This window comes from Xylella taiwanensis (assembly GCF_013177435.1).
GTDB lineage: Bacteria > Pseudomonadota > Gammaproteobacteria > Xanthomonadales > Xanthomonadaceae > Xylella > Xylella taiwanensis.
Map to the genome: position 1 here is coordinate 2304014 of NZ_CP053627.1, position 19394 is coordinate 2323407.

A 19394-nucleotide genomic window follows, 5' to 3' on the forward strand; every position below is an offset into this window, starting at 1 on the left:
CGGGGCGCCATTCAGCATGATGCAATGCCGGACTCCCATTTGACCGACCCCACTGCACGGCCATCGCCGACCGAAAACTACCTCCTGATCAACGCCTACTCGATGCATCCGGAGTCACCCTTACTCTCCGTCACCCGTCGCATCGCCGATAGCGGCTGCAACCTAATGGAGGCCCGGCTGGCTACGGTCGGTCGTGACGTCTCCGTGACGACGCTGGCAACCGGCTCCTGGGACGCTGTTGCCAAACTTGAAGCGATGCTGTCACGACTGGAACGCGAGGAAGGATTGAAACTGATCTGGTACCGCACTGGTGCCAAACAAACCCAGTCCAACCTGCTGCCGTATATCGTCGAGGTCATCGCTGCCGACAAACCAGGCATCCTATTCCAGTTGGCCGATTTTTTCGACCGCCAGGGAATTACCATAGAAAACCTTCAAAGCACCCGCTACCGGGCAATGCAAACCGGTGCAGAAATGTTCTCAGCACAGGTCACTATTGGCATCCCTGCAAACATGCATATTGCTGCACTACGCGACGATTTTCTGGAATTCTGCGATCACCTCAATCTCGATGCAATTCTGGATCCGATGAAATTCTGAGCTTTCACCTCCCATTCCCGCATTCTCCCCAGGCAACACCTCTATCTATGAACATCGGCGACACTCTGAACCATTCGCTCCTCAATCACCCCCTGATGCTATCGGGCGGCACCTGTAAAACACTGGGCGACTATGCCAATCAATGGCTGGTGCTCTACTTCTATCCTAAAGACAACACACCCGGCTGCACGACCGAAGGTTTGGACTTCAACCTCCTGCTGCCGCAATTTGAGCGCATCAGCGCAACCGTCCTTGGCGTCTCTCGTGATTCCGTCAAATCGCACGACACCTTCTGCGCCAAACAGAGTTTCAAATTTCCATTGGTCAGCGACAGCGACGGAATACTGTGCAAAGCATTTGACGTCATCAAAGAAAAGACAATGTACGGACGCCAAGTTATCGGAATAGAACGCAGTACATTCCTGATCGGGCCAACACACTGCATCGTCGAAACGTGGCACAAAGTCAAAGTACCAGGCCACGCTGAAGCAGTATTGGCCAGACTCAAGGCCCACGCCAAGCAATGACCAACGCCTACCGCCTCATCGCCCCCTTGTAACGCAGTTCATGGCAAACGGCCACCGCGCCACACCAGGAATTTCAGATGACCCAAGGCAAGCGCATCTACGTACTGGACACCAACGTACTCATCCACGATCCAACCGCTCTGTTTAAGTTTGAAGAACACGACATGTTCTTGCCAATGCAGGTGATCGAAGAATTAGACCGTGCTAAGAAAGGCGCCTCGGAAATCAGCCGCAACGCACGCCAAGTGAGTCGTTTCCTCGACGAACTCATGAACAACACCAACGCTGATCAGATCGAGGCGGGCATCCCCCTAAGCCCCCCTGAAAGCATTCAACTCAAGGACCAATGCAGCATCGGCAAGCTGTACTTCCAAACCCGCCCCACCGAACCCGGGAATGCTTTATGGAACATCGCTCCAGACAACAACATTCTGGCAGCAGTGCTAACGCTACACGAGCAACACCCAGAGATGTCAGTAATATTGGTGTCCAAAGACATCAACCTGCGCATCAAGGCATCGATCAAAGGTTTAATCGCTGAGGACTATGAGAACGACCGTGCATTGAACGACTTCAGCCTGTTATTCACCGGAGTCAGCGAATTACCCGAAGATTTTTGGAAAAAGCATCACCAGGACCTACGCAGTTGGAACGACAAAGGCTGCACATACTACGAAATTGCGTTACAGAAAGACGAGGAGTGGTATCCCAACCAATACCTCTACCTTCCAGGTGAAGAAGAAGTCGAACTGCGAGTCCGTCAGGTTCTAGGCAATCGCAAGGTAACGCTGAACCTAGTAGAAGATTTCCGCAACGACCAGCGCACGGTCTGGGGTATCACTGCACGCAACCGAGAACAAAACTTCGCATTCAACGCGCTGATGGACCCTAATATCGATTTTGTCTCGCTGCTCGGCACTGCCGGCACTGGCAAAACCTTGTTAGCACTGGCCGCTGGCTTAGCACAAACCATGGAACAACAACGTTACCGCGAGATCATCATGACCCGCGCCACCGTCAGCGTTGGCGAGGATATCGGTTTTCTACCAGGTACCGAAGAAGAAAAGATGACGCCGTGGATGGGCGCACTCACCGACAACCTCGAAGTCCTCACCCACACCCAGGAAGGAAGTGCCTGGGGCCGCACAGCAACCAACGACCTACTGACTAGTCGGATCAAGATCCGCTCAATGAACTTCATGCGGGGACGCACCTTTTTGTCACGCTACCTCATTCTCGACGAAGCACAGAACCTCACGCCTAAGCAGATGAAAACCCTCATCACACGTGCAGGGCCAGGCACGAAAATCGTCTGCCTCGGCAACGTCGAACAAATCGATACCCCTTACTTGACCGAAACCACCTCTGGTCTTACCTATGCCGTCGACCGCTTCAAGAGATGGCCCCACAGCGCACACGTGACCCTGCGCCGCGGTGAACGTTCGCGCCTTGCCGACTACGCCTCGGAAGTCTTGTGAAAGTAACCTGAGAGCATGCTGAGATACTCAGCAGCAACTGATCACTACACACTGAACTCACCGACCAACAGCCCAGTACACATTGACAAGCAACGCACTACCTCTGAAAACTTTTTAAAATCTATCTAAAAAGTAGCCACTGCCGTGATGCTATCAAATGATACGTCCCCGATAAGGACGGACTGCAGAGTCATCAATGAAAAATACAGTCGTATTCATTGTCTGAGTTCTCGTGCACAGCATTACAGACAAGCTCCGTTTATTAGAAGCGGCACAGCAGATTGTGCAAAGGAGATCGCATGATTTTCTGGTGGTGGCAGAAAACGTGGCCGGTCACACATGTAAAGTGATGCGGCAACCCAGTGTCGTCTTTCGCTGCAGTGTTTATTTAGATTGCCACTCAGTCAGAGTATTTGGCTGGTAGACAATCTGCCGAGATTGCCAAACCTGAATTGGCCGAAACGCGATTTCAGCACAATCTCTCGGTACCAGAAGCGCTTGCAGGTTGGCATCCCTTATGGTGGTAGGAGCGATGTTTTGGCACTGTTGGTCGATAGCACGGATGTCAAGATGTGTGCTGAAAAGGAATAGGAAACGAAGCAGTACACTGCTCACCACTGTCGTTAGTGACACAAGTTACATCTGGGGTTGACGCCCGCACCCATACCATTGAGGCCACCAGCAACCGTGTGGGCAATGCACCGATGCGGTTGGAGCTTTGGAAGACATATCCTCCCGGACCTCATGCAGGCCATAAAATTTTCAGGAATTCTCAGTGTAACCCCATGCAGTATTTTAAATTGCGCGGCGAGCGCATGATGTCTGGTGATTTTGGCCGTCAAGCTGCAAAATTTCACGAACCGTCTTGCTCAAGCGTTTTGCCCAACTCCGAATCCCCTATGACCGTCACCACGCCATCAATCCGTCCTGAATAGCTGAGGTCGACCTTCCACTCATTTGGGCAATCAAGTGCGTATTCACTGCAGGTCCGCAGTGGTCGCCTCGGATCACATGGCGTCGCCACAGAGTGTCGAAAGACACATTGACCCAAATCGATGTCGCTGGGCAGATTGGCGTTCTCGGCAGCAGCGAGCGTGTCATTAGCGATTGACACAAGTATTGCCATCGTTGCTGGCGAGCATGGCACTCACCGATCCAGCCGGTGTGAGGATCAGCGCCCTTCCAAGGTGTGGTATCACGGATAAGGGGCAGTACATCGTCCACTTCGTAGATTACGGCGCGGACTGGTTCATGGCGTGTTTCCTTGAATGTGGTTGAAACGGTGGATGCGCTCCAGCAACCTCACCGGATATTGAGCATTCGGAAGATCGTAGAAGAATTGTTCGCCTTGTAGCAGTAAAGTGCGTGCTGACATAACGCAGGGCACGTGCCATCCCGAGGTAGCGGTAAACACTCAATCTTCATGGCAAGACGCAGCCATGCACGGTGTGGCGATCGACGACAGAGTCCAGGAATCGGACTCAATGCCTTGGCTACCATGCGGGCAATGCGGCACCCATCACTGTGGTGTCGAGCATCCATTAACACTCAGATAATCGTTGAGCAGCCCCAGCACAACCTCGACCTCAGCATGGTTGTCTCCTTCGATCACCAAGTCGCGTGGCACGATCTCGAACCAGTACGCTTAACTGCCGTTGGCATACTCCACGTTACCGGTGAAATGCCTGTTCACCTGGCCGCGAACGGTGATGTGTTCGATAGCATTGAACACAACGATGTGTCCACCATGACGGCGCAGGAGACTTTCAGCAATCATATGCTCCACCAAGAGGCGCTTGGTGCCGTTCAAGTTGGATACGGAACCGCACTACGTCATTGATGATGTTCCAACCGTTTCCGCCATCGCGAATTTCACGGACAAGCGCCTTCACACCAGCAGCGCGCGCATCGTGACGATGGATACGGTGCAGTTCCTGGACCAGCTTCCGTGCCGTCCGGATATCAATGACCAGGGCACTCATGCTTGAGGCACCTGGACTTGGAGGTCAACCAAGCCTTCTGCAACGCGGTACTCGAACCATTGGAAGATGACCTCGAACTGATTGATGTTGTCACCAGACCTGATTTCGAGCGATTTAACATGAAGGCGATGCTCATATTCCAGACCATCGTTACGTAACACCGTCTCGGTGCTGTCTGGCGCCCAATCGTGGACCCTTTCCGAGAAAGGAAGCCGGTCAAATTCTTCCTTGGATTTTGGTCTCGCATAGACCAGGCCTGGAAGCGGCACTCTGCAAAATGAATTGTGCATAGGAGGTCCCATGGTGTGTACGGATGAGCAGGAATTCGGCCACGCGTAGACGTGTCGTAATTCAGTAGGGAAACAGGGATAGATCAACTAGCCTGAATGCCGTACCTCATGCGTGGTGTCACCGTGCTTGATACAGGGTGTGAGATTGCGCAACACAGCAACCTTTTCCTTGCGCAGCAGCAGTCGTCTGCATGTTGTCCTGCACGTTCAGCACCTGCAGAATGGCGAAAAATATGTGGCAATTATCTCTTTTTACATATAGATCACATAAATGCCTGGCGCGTTGCCATATGCGTCGAACACGTATTCCTGGCTCAGCGTGCCCCCTCTGTCTTACATGTATGACGGTCTCCACGATAACAGCGGGCCACCCCGCCTACCGTCCAACATAACGTACTGTGCAAGCGGAGCATCGAGCCATTGCAGGCAGCGACATTACAAACGGCAGCACAGTTCAGGCTGGCCACGGTCGTCGCCAAGACTGAAGATGGCTGCGTGATCAAAGCACCCTGCTGCCGCTTGTGTGAGTTCTAAGCACCGTTGTAACCGACAACCGAACAGCAAACTATAGGGCGTCAGTCAGTGATGACCAGACCCAGACGGAACAGCAAATGTACGGTAGATGAAAAACATGGCGTTCTCCCCTCGGCAAATGAGTCATCACCGATTACAGACACACCCGTCGCACGAGCAGAACAAACCTCGGGGGAATACCGGAAAAATACGGGGGCGATAGTTTACCTGGTTATCACTGAAGCACACCTACAATCTGCACTTCTGTGGCCATGACGTGATGCCGCTGCAAATCTGAATGTTCCTGAAGAAGTTTGGGAACAAGTTTCTGTCCACCGCCGACCAGAAATGATACTCCCGGATAACAGAGCACCACCACGCCGCACCGAGAGGCACGTTGACCGCATTCGGTGTAGCCAAGCATGTGAATGTATGGAGCGACGGTCACGGTAGCAGCCAATATCTCACTAATTGCTGCTGACAAGAGTCGTACTGGCCATCCAACTGGTGTCAGAGAACAGAACGCTGCACAGACATCGTGGATGAATGTGACGGCGTCAGCCCGGTGCTGGATGGTGTGCTGGTACTCATTGTCCGTATCCGAAAGCTTCCCCAGTGGCTGACACCCAGCGCAGCACCTCCGTCATGACCCTGTGCCTGCCACTGTGGATATCCAGAGAAACGGCTTGATGATGAGCACAATCAGCGTCGAGCACGAGGACCACCAGCAGCCCGAAGTGATGTTGGATTACCGCACCCTGAGCGCAGATAACTGCGTCATGCTTTTGTACACGCTGCCATACAAGCGCTCAGGGAGTCCGGAGCCGTTCCTTTGTATGACGAGGAGCGATACATCATCCGACCATCCAAAGCGCGTCCAGCAATGTCATGTCCACGTCGGGTCCGACCAAGACAGCGTCACAGCGCCCCAGCTGTGAGCAAAGGAGTCACCGGAGGAGAAGTGTGCACAGATGAGAGGTTAATCACACATCGCTGATTCAATCCGCAAAGTGCTGATAACCTTTTCTGGAAGGTTGCCAGGGTACACCCTCAGCATCGAGAACCTGAACAGTCTCACCAACCAAAATACGCCCAATGCGTGTCACTTCAACACCAAGCGTGGCAAACACGGCCTGTATTTGCACACGGCACTGCGGCGCAGCTGTAAAACAAAGTTCGTAGTCATCACCACCAGCCAACTGCCAACAAGCAACCTGTGCCTCATCCCATCCACCATGCGCCGCAACACGCGGTAACGACCCACTTTCCAACACGGCTCCAACTCCACTGCACGCACAAATGTGTCCCAGATCGGCGAGAAGACCGTCGGAAAGATCCACCGCAGCATGCACCAGCCCCCGCAGACACAGGCCAGCCTCGACCCGCGGGGTCGGACGCAACAACCGCTGGCGCAATGTCTCACGCTGCGGATCAGTCTCAGACTGAGTCATGTCGAGCATCCCTGCACGCCACAGCGCCAGCGCCGCAGCAGCCTCGCCAGGACAGCCACTCACCCAGATATCGTCGCCAACACAAGCACCATCGCGACGGAACGCCATACCCGGTGGCACGCTGCCAATCGCGGTGACCGAAGTGGCGAGGGGGCCGTAGGTCGTGTCGCCACCCACCAGAACAATATCGTGCAGATCAGCCAGCTCGAAAAATCCGTCAGCAAAAGCATCGAGCCAAGCCATATCGGCCTGAAGCAACGACAATGACAACGTACACCAGCGTGGTGTTGCACCCATCGCTGCCAGATCCGACAAGTTAACCGCCAGAGTTTTCCAACCAAGATCCTCAGGATGGGTCTCAACCGGGAAATGCACACCGGCATTAAGCGTATCGGTAGTGACCACCAGTTGCTCACCTAGTGGCGGTTGTAGGAGTGCAGCATCGTCGCCAACGCCCAACAGCACGTCCCGGCGCCCACAGATACGCGCACGCAAACGGGCAATCAGATCGAACTCAAGCATTGACGCGACGCAATACTAGTTAGTACGGGGAAAATCCGCCTTTGCGGGTCGCTGCTACGCGCCCACGCACGGCACCGCAGGCCTCATCTAGCCACCTCAACTTTACGCAAGACAAGCGCGGCACGATCAAGGACACCATTGACGTAAGTGTGACCATATTCAGAACCGAACCTTTTGGTAGTCATGATCGCCTCGTTGATCACCACTCGGTAAGGTACATCCTGGCGATACAGCAATTCGTAGGTCCCTAAACGCAACACCGCCCGCTCGATCGCATCAACCTCCTCTATCGTGCGGTCCAAATACGGTGCCAGCGTCTCGTCCAATTCGGCACAGTGCAGCAATACCCCCTCAACCAAATTCTCGAAATAGGCTAAATCAGCCACCTCATACGCCTGCTCATGTGCAAACTGGGCAATCACCTGCTTAGCAAAGCCACCAGAAATCTGCCAAGCGTACACCGCCTGCAGAGCACGACGACGCGCACGTGAACGCAGCACTGGATCGACGCCGTCCCGGCGTCTCGGGCGCACGGTGCCGGAAGACTTGCTCATGGCAACTGCTCCAATAAACTCACCATCTCCAAAGCGGCCAAGGCGGCTTCCTCACCCTTGTTGCCATGACTCCCACCGGCACGCGTCTCGGCATCTTCAATGCGCTCGACAGCAAGCACACCATTCAGCACTGGCACCCCGGTCTGCATCTGCACACGCATCATTCCCTCAGCACATAGATCAGCCACATGCTCGTAATGACGGGTATCACCGCGAATCACACACCCCAATGCAATGATGGCAACATGCTGCCCTGCCTGGGCAAGACGGTTGGCAACGATCGGGATCTCCCATGCACCCGGCACACGCACCACATCCACTGCGTCGTCCGGTACACCATGATCAGCAAGACTTTGACAAGCCCCGGCAACCAGTGCATCGGTAATACGAGCGTTCCATCGGCTGGCGAGGATTACAAAGCGGACCGCCGGGGGGCGCAGATCGCCTTCGTAGTGGCTCATCTGAGGTTGGACTCCGGAATGAGGAAACATTTAATCGACACGCTGGGGGCCGACCGGAGCCTGGCCGCGGCATTCCACGTACTCTAGCACTTCCAGACCAAACCCGGCCAAGGCAATCTGGCGGCGCGGCGTACCAAGCACGCGCAGTTTGCCTAGACCCAGGTCGGCCAGAATCTGTCCCCCAGCACCGTTACGCCGCCACTGTCCCACGTCCTTCACGTTGGGGACCACTTCCGGCTCACGCCGGAGCCTTGCCAACAATGCATCACTATCCCGTGGAGCTGCCAACACCACCATCACCCCACACTCGGCCGCAGCGATCATGCGCAATGCATCCGTCGCAGCCACACCAAAGTCGTCACGGCGCCAGTGCAACATATCGGCGAGGGGATTCTCCACCTGTACCCGCACAAGGGTTGGAATCGAAGCATCCAGGGTGCCGCGCACTAGCGCAAAGTGCAGGTCATGAGCGATACGATCACGATAGGTGACCAATAAGAACGAGCCATACTCGGTCTCAATCTCACGTTCGTCCACACGCTCGACGGTATGTTCGTTAACAAGACGGTAAGCAATCAGATCAGCGATCGAGCCGATCTTCAACCCATGTTGATGCGCAAATACCTCCAATTGTGGGCGACGTGCCATCGTCCCATCAGGATTCAGGATCTCCACAAGCACACCAGCCGGCTCCAGACCGGCAAGCATTGGCAGATCACTCGCTGCTTCAGTGTGACCAGCACGCGTGAGTACCCCCCCCGGCTGCGCGATCAAGGGAAAGATGTGACCGGGTTGATGCAGATCGCATGGTTTAGCGTTCGGACGTACCGCCGTACGGATGGTATGGGCGCGGTCGTAGGCGGAAATGCCGGTAGTCAACCCTTCAGCAGCCTCAATGCTGACCGTGAAATTCGTCTGGAACCGCGTCGTGTTGCGCTGCACCATCGGCACCAATCCAATCTGGGCACAGCGCTCTCGTGTCAACGACAAACAGACCAAGCCGCGCGCGTGTGTCACCATGAAATTAATGTCCTTCGGTGCAACCAACTCGGCAGCCATGATGAGATCACCCTCGTTTTCACGATCTTCGTCATCGACGATCACCACCATGCGACCGGCACGAACCTCCTCGATCAACACAGGAACCGCTGCAAAAGAGCTCATCACTGCTTCTCCGCCACCAACAAACGCTCGACGTAGCGTGCAATCAAGTCGATCTCCAGGTTCACTGCATCGCCGATCACGGCACGGGCAAAACGGGTATGCGCCACTGTGTGAGGGATCAGCGCCACCTCAAACCCCTCTGCATCAACGGCATTGACAGTCAAACTGACTCCATCGACGCAGATCGACCCCTTCTTCGCCACATATTTCAGCAACGGTACCGGGGCAGTGAAGCTCCAACGCTGCGCACGCGCATCCTCATGTACCGACAGTACCCAACCAATGCCATCAACATGACCACTGACGAGATGACCACCGAACCGATCAGTCGGGCGCATTGCCCGCTCCAAATTAAGCACTGCTCCCTCAGGTAACTGACCCAACGTGGTCAAGGCTAGCGTCTCAGTGGACGCATCAGCTTGAAAGCACCGTGCATCGAATGCGGCAACCGTCAAACAAACGCCGTTCACCGCGATACTTTCTCCGTACTGCACATCGGAGAACGGCAGGGTGCCGACCTCGAAGGTAAAACGCACATCCCCCCCCTGCGAGACCCGCGCAGCCAGACAACCGACCCCCCCGATAATGCCAGTGAACATCAGCACCACTCCGGACGTGTGGTACGCACTAACACAACAATGGACTGCCAGGATGGATGGCAGAGAGAGTCGATGACTTCCACAAAAGTTTGCATTTACGTTTCCTGCGTTGTAATGAAAGAAAAACGCCACTAAGCACAACGGAGCGCGCGCAACAGAAACACGCATGTGTGACGTTTTATTTCATCCGAACTGTCACTGTCGGATCCGGTATTACATCGGATCTACCGACCTGTACGGACAAGCCGACACAGCGCATCACAGGCTCATGCGCCACAATGCTCTTAGCATCGACTTGAAATTTCACCCTGTCCTGAAGACATTCACAATCACCAGCCTAGCCGGCAGCGGCCATTCTAACAGGCATCCAGCAGCGCCCCCAGCACTGATGCCAATATGGAAATAGCACATTGCGTGCCAGCCGATACAACACTCAAGAAAAATACGAATTAAACAGGTTCATCGACACATTCCTTATTCCAACTCAAGTCTTCTAAATCTGATAGACGGTCAATGCGTTGCAAGTCATCGACACTCTTCCCCCAATACATAGTCGACATCCATATACTTTCTTCATCGCCTCCATGTAATAACCACAGCAACACCACTGGCCCTACGATGCAAACAGGCGTAGGCCGACATGCCCCGCGGACACCTGAGATGCCACTCGGCATATGTACGAAAGTTCAACCCAGCGGACGCAGTAACAATCGCAGATCGTTACCGACCTGGAGTACCTCCAGCACCTTCAAACCGATGCACTGGTCCATGCGTCCGATGTCCAGTCCGGTCAGTAACGGCCGGGCCACATCACCAAGCAGCAATGGTGCAATGTAAATCAGTAATTCATCCACCAAACCAGCGTGCAGCAACGCCCCGCACAGTGTCGCCCCAGCCTCGACCTGCACCTCATTGACGCCACGCTCACCCAGCAGACACAGCACAGCCGCCAGGTCGAGCCCACCATCACGTTGCGGGACCTCGGCAAAGGCGACGTGCTGCAGCGCCGGTGGTGTGGTCGCAAGCCCATGCAGATACAAGGTTGGCGCTGTACCGTCACGCACCTTCTCGCGACTGAGTGAACGTAACCTGGAGTCAAGCACCACACGCAACGGCGGCAAAAATGCTTCCTCCTCCTCGTCCAGGCGTACGGTCAATGCCGGATCATCGGCAAGCACCGTGCCGGCACCGGTCAAAATCGCACTGGCACGCGCGCGCCAACGCTGTACATCAGCACGTGCAGCCTCTCCGGTGATCCACTTCGATTCGCCACTTGCCAACGCAGTACGTCCATCCAAACTAGCACCGAGCTTGATCCTTACCCATGGCCGGCCACGCTCAACACGCGACAAGAATCCGCGGTTGAGTGCACGCGCCTGAGCCTCCATCAAGCCGTGCTCGACGATCACCCCAGCCGCTCGCAAGCGTGTGAAACCTCCACCATTGACTAACGGAAACGGATCGACCATCGCCGCCACCACACGGCTCACTCCAGCATCGATCAACGCCATAGCACACGGCAGAGTGCGCCCATAGTGCGCACAAGGCTCCAGCGTCACGTAAGCCGTTGCACCCCGTGCGCAGTCCCCAGCCGCACGCAATGCGAACACCTCAGCATGCGGACCACCAGCACGCTGGTGCCAGCCCTCCCCAACCACTTCATCATCACGCACAATCACACAACCCACCATTGGGTTCGGACGCGTCGTGTACGCACCACGCTCAGCCAAGCACAAGGCCCGTTCCATGTAGCGGTGATCATCGACGGAAAACGCACTCATCGGTCAGGCTCCCTATCCAAGCGCATCACCATACTCGGCAACTACCGTAGCCGCCGCTGCGTCAAGGACACCACCATCCAAGCACAGTACCCAGCCAACGACAGTAAAAAAATGCCGGCGCAGATGACGGCATGCGCAACCAGCCCAGGTCTTCTGCTCTGCACACACTTCCAAACATGTGATGACCAGCGCGAACCAGGATGAAAATTGCAGAAACTCAACGCTGCACTCCCCCAACACACTAACCCGGCCGAAGCATCGCACAGCCCTCCACCCCACAGTCAGCAGCATATCCCCATCAAAGCAGGTAAGCCGCTCGACTTCGGCCAAATCCGAGCATAGGCAATCACATTCGCATCAACAAACAATCGCAACACGTGGGCAACATGACGCTGTACATCACGCGCCGTGCTTACCTCCCTTGTCAATGGGAGGATGTGGAATCGATTCCATGGCAGCTTCTAACAACGGCAATTGCTCCCTGCTCACCGGCAATTCGCGCTCCAGCCTTTCGATCTCCTCGCGAAAATCGGCAACGTCCTGAAAGCTGCGATAGACCGAAGCAAAACGCACGTAACCCACATGATCGAGCTTACGCAATTCGGCCATGACGTACTCACCGACCAAGATCGACGGCACCTCACGCTCACCCATCATACGCAACTGGTGGATCACCGCGCGCATCGCCATCTCAATGTGCTCCTCAGCCACCGGACGTTTCTGCAGCGCGCGATCAAAACTGGTGCGCAGCTTGCGTCCATCAAATGCTTCGCGTCCACCATCATTCTTGACGATGACTGGCAACTTCAGCTCGATCGTCTCCAGCGTACTGAAACGCTCACCACAGGCTTCGCACTCGCGGCGCCGTCGGATGGTCGCGCCGTCTTCAGAGACACGTGAGTCAATCACTCGAGTATCGGTATGCTGACAAAAAGGACAGTACATGCACCCGAGTCTACTCGTCAGCCAGCATTATTGGGATTCACACCGTCAGCAGCGTGACATTGATCTGATCGCCAACACCCTACGAAACGCAGCCAGAATAAATGCAGCGCCAGCGGTAACACCGCAAGACCAACGCAGAAGGAAACGAACCAGGTAAACCCGACACCGCTGTGAAGTTGATGACCGTTAAAGAGCATTTGGATCTCCATCAAGACGGGCCACAAAAAAAAGACAGCCCCAGGTATACCGATCATCAAACAGAGCCACCATGTCCAACTCCGTTGTACCAAACGAGATCGCCCTCCGGTCAGGAACGCATACGACAACACCAGCCAGCCAATCAAGCACAACAAACGCGCTCCAAACCACACCAAAAACAGCCCAAGCAAGATCATCGAACCAGTCATTGCATCAAGCAGCCAATATAAGGATATAGGCCCACCAATCAAAAGGATGGGCACACCCAATAACAAAGCATGCGTCAGATAAAGCAAACGGCTTCTATCAAGCGATCTAACGTTCATCACCAAAAATCCCTTTAAACAACACACAGCAGGATATGCGAGAAGCCCCGGCACAACCCAAGCACCACCCCAGATCCATCCACTCAGCGATACACCGGGTACTTCCTGCACTGCGCTGCGACCTTCTCACGAACCGCGGCGATGACCGCCGCATCCGCAGGTGCATCAAGCACATCGGCAATCCAGTGAGCCAAATCCACGCAATCCTGCTCCTGGTAACCACGCGTCGTGACGGCGGGAGTACCCAAGCGTAAACCAGAGGTCACGAACGGAGAGCGTGGATCGTCCGGCACCGCGTTCTTGTTGACGGTGATATGAGCCTGACCCAAGGCGCCCTCCGCGTCCTTCCCGGAGATATCCCTGCCGATCAGGTCAACTAACATCAAATGATTTTCTGTACCGCCGGAAACGATCTTATAGCCTCGTAACATGAGGGTCTTGGCCATCGCCTTGGCATTCTTCACCACCTGCTCCTGATACACCTTGAACGCAGGCTCCAGCGCTTCCTTAAAGGCGACTGCTTTAGCCGCGATCACATGCATCAATGGCCCACCCTGCATCCCGGGAAACACGATCGACTGCAACTTCTTGACCAACGCCTCCTCCGGTGCCTGCGCCACAATGAGGCCACCACGTGGGCCACGCAGTGTCTTATGGGTCGTCGAAGTCACCACGTGGGCATGGGGCAGCGGATTCGGATACACACCGGCCGCCACCAAGCCAGCCACATGCGCCATGTCCACAAACAGGTAAGCGCCCACTTGATCGGCAATCGCACGGAAACGCGCCCAATCGATCTGCTGCGAATACGCCGAGAAGCCCGCCACAACCATCTTCGGCCGATGCTCTAACGCAAGCGATTCAACAGCGTCGTAATCGATCAAGCCCTGACCATTCACTCCGTACTGAACCGCGTTGAACAGCTTGCCAGAAGCATTAACCTTGGCACCGTGAGTCAAGTGGCCGCCATGCGCCAAACTCATCCCGAGGATGGTATCGCCTGGTTGCAACAGTGCGAAGTACACCGCTTGATTGGCCTGTGAACCGCTATGGGGCTGCACATTGGCATAGTCGGCACCGAACAATTGTTTGACGCGCTCAATCGCCAATTCCTCAGCAATATCAACATACTCACACCCACCGTAGTAACGCTTCCCCGGGTAGCCTTCGGCGTACTTGTTGGTCAGTTGACTCCCCTGCACCTGCATCACCAACGTGCTGCAATAATTTTCGCTGGCAATCAGCTCAACGTGGTCCTCCTGACGCATCACTTCAGCAGCGATGGCCTGAGCCAAGTCGGGATCGTACATTTCAAGACGGACATCGCGCGGGAACATGGCAACTCCAGGAAGGACGCGGGGGATGCAATAGGCATCTAAACAATCAGATTGTAAAGCCCACCACACTGGACTGAACAATTCGCCGACTGAGGCGTTCCACTCGGCCCCTTTTTCTCCTGCACACACCGTGCATCGGAACACACTCTGCCATTGTTGTTGCACCAACGCACACCACGACCACCTTTGCGATAGCCACGACAATGAAGCCGTTGCAACCACTCTAACGGAACATCATCCCGACAATGCCACAGAGGGTTAAAACAGATCCCAAACAATGAAATATCCAAGTGAAGACTACGAATACCCCGGAATACCTTAGCAATTCCATCTGACTGAAACAGGTCTGCCCCAACACCTAATCAAACAGACTTGGCACAACACTTAACATGCCCACGTTGCGCGATTAACTGCACCTACACATAAGCCCCGATCCATCGGCTTGACATATAATTGGCGGATCTTATTTTACCGGCTTCCGGCCCTGACCGGCTGACAACACTGCGTCTACGGAGACTGCATGTCCTCGCAATACATCTACACTATGAACCGCGTCAGCAAGGTGGTCCCGCCCAAACGGCAGATCATCAAGGACATTTCGCTCTCGTTTTTTCCCGGTGCCAAGATCGGCCTGCTCGGTCTGAACGGCGCTGGCAAATCCACGGTGCTAAAAATCATGGCCGGCGTGGACACCGACTTCGAAGGTGAGGCTCGCGCACAGTCTGGTATCAAAGTTGGCTACTTGGCCCAAGAACCGGAACTGGATCCAAACAAAACCGTACGCGAATCGGTCGAAGAAGGTGTGGGCGAAGTCATGCAAGCCCAAGCAGCGCTAGAAAAGGTCTACGCCGCCTACGCTGAAGATGGTGCCGACTTCGATGCACTCGCCAAAGAACAGGAACGCCTGGAAGCCATCTTAGCCAGCAATGACGCACATACACTGGAACAGCAACTGGACGTGGCCGCTGACGCACTGCGTTTACCACCATGGGACGCAAACATCAGCCATCTGTCAGGCGGTGAGAAGCGCCGCGTGGCATTGTGCCGTTTGCTGCTGCAAAAACCAGACATGCTGCTGCTGGACGAACCGACTAACCACTTAGATGCCGAGTCAGTCGAGTGGCTGGAACAATTCCTGCAACGCTACACCGGTACCGTCGTCGCCGTGACCCACGACCGCTACTTTCTTGACAACGCCGCCGAATGGATCCTGGAATTAGACAGAGGCCGCGGCATTCCATGGAAAGGCAATTACACCGAGTGGCTGGTACAAAAGGAAGAGCGCCTGAAGCAGGAAGAAAACCAGGAAAAGGCGCGTCAGAAAGCCATCCATCGAGAACTGGAATGGTCACGCCAGAACGCCAAGGGCGGGCGTTCCAAGGGTAAAGCGCGCTTGACGCGCCTGGAAGAACTACAGTCACAGGAATACCAGAAACGCAACGAAACCAACGAAATATTTATCCCGCCAGGCGAACGCCTAGGTGCCTCAGTCGTCGAATTTAAAAACGTCTCCAAGACATTCGGAGACCGTCTACTCATCGACAACCTCAGCTTCCTCGTCCCGGCAGGTGCAATCATTGGCATTATCGGTCCGAACGGCGCCGGCAAATCCACACTGTTCAAGATGATTACCGGCCAAGAAAAACCCGATGCGGGCGAAATCATGATCGGGTCAACGGTAAAACTGGCTTACATAGACCAGAGCCGCGATACGCTGGAAGGTAACCACACCGTATTCCATGAAATTTCCGGCGGTTTGGATATCCTCAACATCAACGGTGTGGAGATCCAATCACGCGCCTATATCGGACGTTTCAACTTCAAAGGCCAGGATCAGCAGAAAATGGTTGGTTCGCTGTCCGGTGGTGAACGCGGGCGCTTGCATATGGCCAAGACCCTGCTACAGGGCGGTAACGTGCTTTTGCTCGACGAACCCTCTAACGACCTGGACATCGAAACCCTGCGTGCGTTAGAAGATGCGCTTCTGGAGTTCCCAGGCAACACCTTCGTGATCTCGCACGACCGCTGGTTTCTGGACCGTATCGCAACCCATATTCTCGCCTTTGAAGGCAACTCGCACGTGGAGTTTTTCCAAGGTAACTACCGCGAGTACGAAGAAGATAAGAAACGCCGCTTCGGCAATGACGTCGGCCCCAAACGCCTACGCTTTAAAGCACTCAAGTAAGTACAGCCGCGGCCCGCCCAGTGCGGGCCAGGCCGCACAGTTTTTTCAGCACTGACGGTATACCCGTCCAGCATCTCTACACGTTCCATACATCCAACAAGAACGCAGAGGATGCGCTACAAAAGTCCCTGACGCAGCAGCAGAACTTTGAACGTTTCAGCATGTAACCACCCAACCATGCACTCGGCTGCATGGAGCACTTTGGCGAGCCATTTTCTAGCACCTGATACAGACACCGTGGTTAGTTTCAAATGGAAACGTGCCGGGATCCAACGTTTTTCCCAGCACCAGCCGACAGATGGAACAGCACAAACAGCAAAATGTGCAGCAACGCCAAGTAGCTCACCAGATCACCATCCCCTATTTCATTACGAAATAGGGCACAAAGTTATGCAAATCGAAAACGGATCAAACACAGGCAGGTATTACTCAAACGCTTGCAACGCAACCACGATCATCCACTGGCGCCAGAAAGCCACTTTACGAACACGATGACAATCCACAGCAGTAGCGTCATGCCTCATGCCATTAAGCACTGCATACGTCCGATATGAAACAACATTCATATCATGCGCCACCAAAATACCGGCATTAACAAGCTTTAAATTCAAAATTTCACAATAAAAATCTAAAAAACAAAAAATAAATAGACTTAAGTCACATTTTCAAGTACGATTTGCTGGTTTTCAGCCAAAACAGCGCATCTCTTCCCCGCGCATCCGGCTTCCCAGCAAGTAACGCGCTAACTTTCCTTCTCGACATTACGCATCCCATGAAGAAATCCCTTAAGGCTCTAACAGGCCTCATCGTGGCGTTTGCTCTGGCGACCCTCTTATTCTTGTACTGGCCGCTTTACCAGCGTTCTGTTCCAACCGCGAACAACGACACACCAGTGGACGTGGTGCTCATCGGTGGCGGCATCATGAGCATCACCCTAGGTACCTACTTACAAGAGCTGCAACCAGATTGGAAAATCGAGTTGTTCGAACGCCTGAACGGTATCGGCATGGAAAGCTCAGACGGCTGGAACAACGCCGGCACGGGTCATTCCGCCTTCGCTGAACTGAATTACACCCCCGAACTACAAGACGGCACCATCGAAACCAAACGTGCGATCAAGATCGCCGAACAATTCGAGATCTCGCGCCAATTCTGGTCCTATCAAGTCCATCATGACCGCTTGCCCACACCGTCAGAGTTCATCACTCCGACCCCACACATGAGCTTTGTCTGGGGCGAAGATCGGATCGAATACCTACGCAAGCGCCACAACGCGCTCATTAAGAATCCCCTGTTCTACGGGATGCAGTTTTCCACCAATCCAACGGAGATCCAACAGTGGGCACCACTACTGATGGAGGGCCGGCCACCAAACCAGAAAGTCGCTGCAACCTATATGCCGTTGGGAACTGACGTCAACTTCGGCGTCATTACCAGGAGTCTTGCCAAGCATCTGCAACAGAACCCAAACTTCACACTGCGCCTGCGCCATGAAGTCACTGCACTGCGCCAAAACGCTGACAAGACGTGGAACGTGACCGTCAAGGACCTGATCAGCAATCAAGAACGCACTATCAAATCACGCTTTGTGTTTATCGGGGCTGGTGGCGCTGCACTGAAACTGCTGCAAATGTCTGGGATCCCCGAATCCAAAGATTATGCTGGCTTTCCGGTCGGTGGCCAGTTTCTAGCCTTCGAGAACGCAGCAATCACGCAACGCCACAACGTTAAGGCCTATGGCATGGCCGAGACAGGCTCGCCGCCGATGTCGGTACCGCACCTGGACGCCCGCAAACTCGACGGCAAATCCATCGTTCTCTTCGGGCCTTTTGCGCTTTACAGCACCAAATTCCTGAAGGATGGCTCCTGGTTCGACCTGTATTCCTCGATCAACCATCACAATGCCGCTGGCATGCTGAGCGTCGGCGAAAAGAATCTAGACTTAGTTAAATACCTGTTGAAACAAGCCAGACTCAGCGATGCAGACCGCCATGCCGAACTTTTGAAGTACTTCCCCAACGCCAAACCGACCGACTGGACACTGGTCACGGCCGGCCAACGTGTACAAGTGATCAAACGTGATCCGGAGAAGGGCATGATTCTGCAATTCGGCACCGAAATCGTCATCGATAAGGCCCGCACCATCGCCGCCCTGCTAGGGGCCTCCCCTGGTGCATCGACCTCCCCGCCCATCATGCTGGATCTGCTGGCCAAAGCATTCCCGCAACAAATGAAAGATGGCTGGGAAACGCAATTGAAGAACATCATTCCTTCCTACGGACAGCACCTCAACGACAGCGTGATGCTGACCAACAGAATTCGACGGATGACCAGTGAGACGCTATCACTGCCATATCTGGAAGTACCGGACATATCGGCCAACCGCCCTGCCCCTACCGCTGCCCCGAAGCCACAGCATTCCTCAACCCACAACGCCAATTCGGAAATGCAAACGCTCTAACAACGGCCCGCTGGAGCGTC

General features: G+C 54.6%; 20 protein-coding genes. 7 read left to right on the plus strand and 13 right to left on the minus strand.

The window, feature by feature from the left end; translation table 11 throughout:
- Nucleotides 1–24 precede the first annotated feature (24 nt).
- The 4 genes from PLS229_RS09770 (at nucleotide 25) to PLS229_RS12785 (ending at nucleotide 3196) form a co-directional block, all read left to right on the plus strand.
- On the plus strand, nucleotides 25–600 hold the full coding sequence (locus tag PLS229_RS09770; RefSeq protein WP_425511066.1) for a glycine cleavage system transcriptional repressor: 576 nt from the start codon (nucleotides 25–27) through the stop codon (nucleotides 598–600).
- A gap of 47 nt (nucleotides 601–647) precedes the next feature.
- The gene (locus PLS229_RS09775; RefSeq protein ID WP_038270503.1) at nucleotides 648–1127 is read left to right on the plus strand and encodes a peroxiredoxin; all 480 of its coding nucleotides are present in this window, start codon (nucleotides 648–650) and stop codon (nucleotides 1125–1127) included.
- A gap of 77 nt (nucleotides 1128–1204) precedes the next feature.
- The gene (locus PLS229_RS09780; RefSeq protein ID WP_038270502.1) at nucleotides 1205–2605 is read left to right on the plus strand and encodes a PhoH family protein; all 1401 of its coding nucleotides are present in this window, start codon (nucleotides 1205–1207) and stop codon (nucleotides 2603–2605) included.
- A 393-nt stretch (nucleotides 2606–2998) separates the two neighbouring features.
- On the plus strand, nucleotides 2999–3196 hold the full coding sequence (locus tag PLS229_RS12785) for a transposase (RefSeq protein WP_051482257.1): 198 nt from the start codon (nucleotides 2999–3001) through the stop codon (nucleotides 3194–3196).
- Nucleotides 3197–3458: 262 nt separating this feature from the next.
- Here PLS229_RS12785 and PLS229_RS09790 read toward each other — a convergent pair whose 3' ends face one another.
- Both PLS229_RS09790 and PLS229_RS12495 read right to left on the minus strand, forming a co-directional pair.
- Complete coding sequence (locus tag PLS229_RS09790) at nucleotides 3459–3731, minus strand: hypothetical protein (RefSeq protein WP_038270501.1); 273 nt, start codon at nucleotides 3729–3731, stop codon at nucleotides 3459–3461.
- Between the two features lie 519 nt (nucleotides 3732–4250).
- Nucleotides 4251–4382: a hypothetical protein gene (locus tag PLS229_RS12495; RefSeq protein ID WP_267903159.1), complete on the minus strand. Its 132-nt coding sequence runs from the start codon at nucleotides 4380–4382 to the stop codon at nucleotides 4251–4253.
- 22 nt (nucleotides 4383–4404) lie between these two features.
- On the opposite strand from PLS229_RS12495, the gene PLS229_RS09795 reads away from it, so the two are divergent.
- Nucleotides 4405–4593 (plus strand): hypothetical protein, encoded by a 189-nt coding sequence (locus tag PLS229_RS09795; RefSeq protein WP_171898061.1) that lies wholly within the window; start codon nucleotides 4405–4407, stop codon nucleotides 4591–4593.
- Here the strand turns inward: PLS229_RS09795 and PLS229_RS09800 are convergent.
- The 11 genes from PLS229_RS09800 to glyA all read right to left on the minus strand — a co-directional run bounded on the left by PLS229_RS09800 (nucleotide 4584) and on the right by glyA (nucleotide 14728).
- Nucleotides 4584–4877: a hypothetical protein gene (locus PLS229_RS09800; RefSeq protein WP_038270572.1), complete on the minus strand. Its 294-nt coding sequence runs from the start codon at nucleotides 4875–4877 to the stop codon at nucleotides 4584–4586. The two genes, PLS229_RS09795 and PLS229_RS09800, sit on opposite strands and share 10 nt — an antisense overlap.
- A 1511-nt stretch (nucleotides 4878–6388) precedes the next feature.
- Nucleotides 6389–7363, minus strand: coding sequence for a thiamine-phosphate kinase (gene thiL / locus PLS229_RS09805; protein ID WP_038270498.1), 975 nt, complete (start codon nucleotides 7361–7363; stop codon nucleotides 6389–6391).
- A gap of 83 nt (nucleotides 7364–7446) precedes the next feature.
- Nucleotides 7447–7917 carry a transcription antitermination factor NusB gene (nusB, locus tag PLS229_RS09810; RefSeq protein ID WP_038270497.1) on the minus strand — a complete coding sequence of 157 codons (471 nt, stop codon included), beginning with the start codon at nucleotides 7915–7917 and terminating at the stop codon, nucleotides 7447–7449.
- A complete protein-coding gene (ribH, locus tag PLS229_RS09815; protein WP_038270496.1) occupies nucleotides 7914–8378 on the minus strand; it encodes a 6,7-dimethyl-8-ribityllumazine synthase in 465 nt (154 codons plus the stop codon). The genes nusB and ribH overlap by 4 nt, the downstream gene beginning before the upstream one ends.
- Nucleotides 8379–8408: 30 nt before the next feature.
- Nucleotides 8409–9542, minus strand: coding sequence for a 3,4-dihydroxy-2-butanone-4-phosphate synthase (gene ribB, locus PLS229_RS09820; protein ID WP_038270495.1), 1134 nt, complete (start codon nucleotides 9540–9542; stop codon nucleotides 8409–8411).
- Nucleotides 9542–10141, minus strand: coding sequence for a riboflavin synthase (locus tag PLS229_RS09825; RefSeq protein WP_038270494.1), 600 nt, complete (start codon nucleotides 10139–10141; stop codon nucleotides 9542–9544). Before PLS229_RS09825 ends, ribB begins: the two co-directional genes overlap by 1 nt.
- A gap of 686 nt (nucleotides 10142–10827) precedes the next feature.
- Complete coding sequence (gene ribD, locus PLS229_RS09830; protein WP_038270493.1) at nucleotides 10828–11922, minus strand: bifunctional diaminohydroxyphosphoribosylaminopyrimidine deaminase/5-amino-6-(5-phosphoribosylamino)uracil reductase RibD; 1095 nt, start codon at nucleotides 11920–11922, stop codon at nucleotides 10828–10830.
- Between the two features lie 12 nt (nucleotides 11923–11934).
- Entirely contained in the window at nucleotides 11935–12213 is a 279-nt protein-coding gene (locus PLS229_RS09835) for a hypothetical protein (RefSeq protein WP_038270492.1), read from the minus strand.
- 108 nt (nucleotides 12214–12321) lie between these two features.
- Nucleotides 12322–12867 carry a transcriptional regulator NrdR gene (gene nrdR, locus PLS229_RS09840; protein WP_038270491.1) on the minus strand — a complete coding sequence of 182 codons (546 nt, stop codon included), beginning with the start codon at nucleotides 12865–12867 and terminating at the stop codon, nucleotides 12322–12324.
- 17 nt (nucleotides 12868–12884) lie between these two features.
- The gene (locus PLS229_RS09845) at nucleotides 12885–13391 is read right to left on the minus strand and encodes a hypothetical protein (RefSeq protein ID WP_038270490.1); all 507 of its coding nucleotides are present in this window, start codon (nucleotides 13389–13391) and stop codon (nucleotides 12885–12887) included.
- A gap of 83 nt (nucleotides 13392–13474) precedes the next feature.
- Nucleotides 13475–14728, minus strand: a complete 1254-nt coding sequence (gene glyA / locus PLS229_RS09850) for a serine hydroxymethyltransferase (RefSeq protein WP_038270489.1) — start codon at nucleotides 14726–14728, stop codon at nucleotides 13475–13477.
- A gap of 520 nt (nucleotides 14729–15248) precedes the next feature.
- On the opposite strand from glyA, the gene ettA reads away from it, so the two are divergent.
- Together ettA and mqo are read left to right on the plus strand one after the other, a co-directional pair.
- Complete coding sequence (ettA, locus tag PLS229_RS09855) at nucleotides 15249–16913, plus strand: energy-dependent translational throttle protein EttA (protein WP_038270488.1); 1665 nt, start codon at nucleotides 15249–15251, stop codon at nucleotides 16911–16913.
- A 772-nt stretch (nucleotides 16914–17685) separates the two neighbouring features.
- Nucleotides 17686–19374 carry a malate dehydrogenase (quinone) gene (mqo, locus tag PLS229_RS09860; RefSeq protein ID WP_038270487.1) on the plus strand — a complete coding sequence of 563 codons (1689 nt, stop codon included), beginning with the start codon at nucleotides 17686–17688 and terminating at the stop codon, nucleotides 19372–19374.
- Nucleotides 19375–19394: the final 20 nt, after the last annotated feature.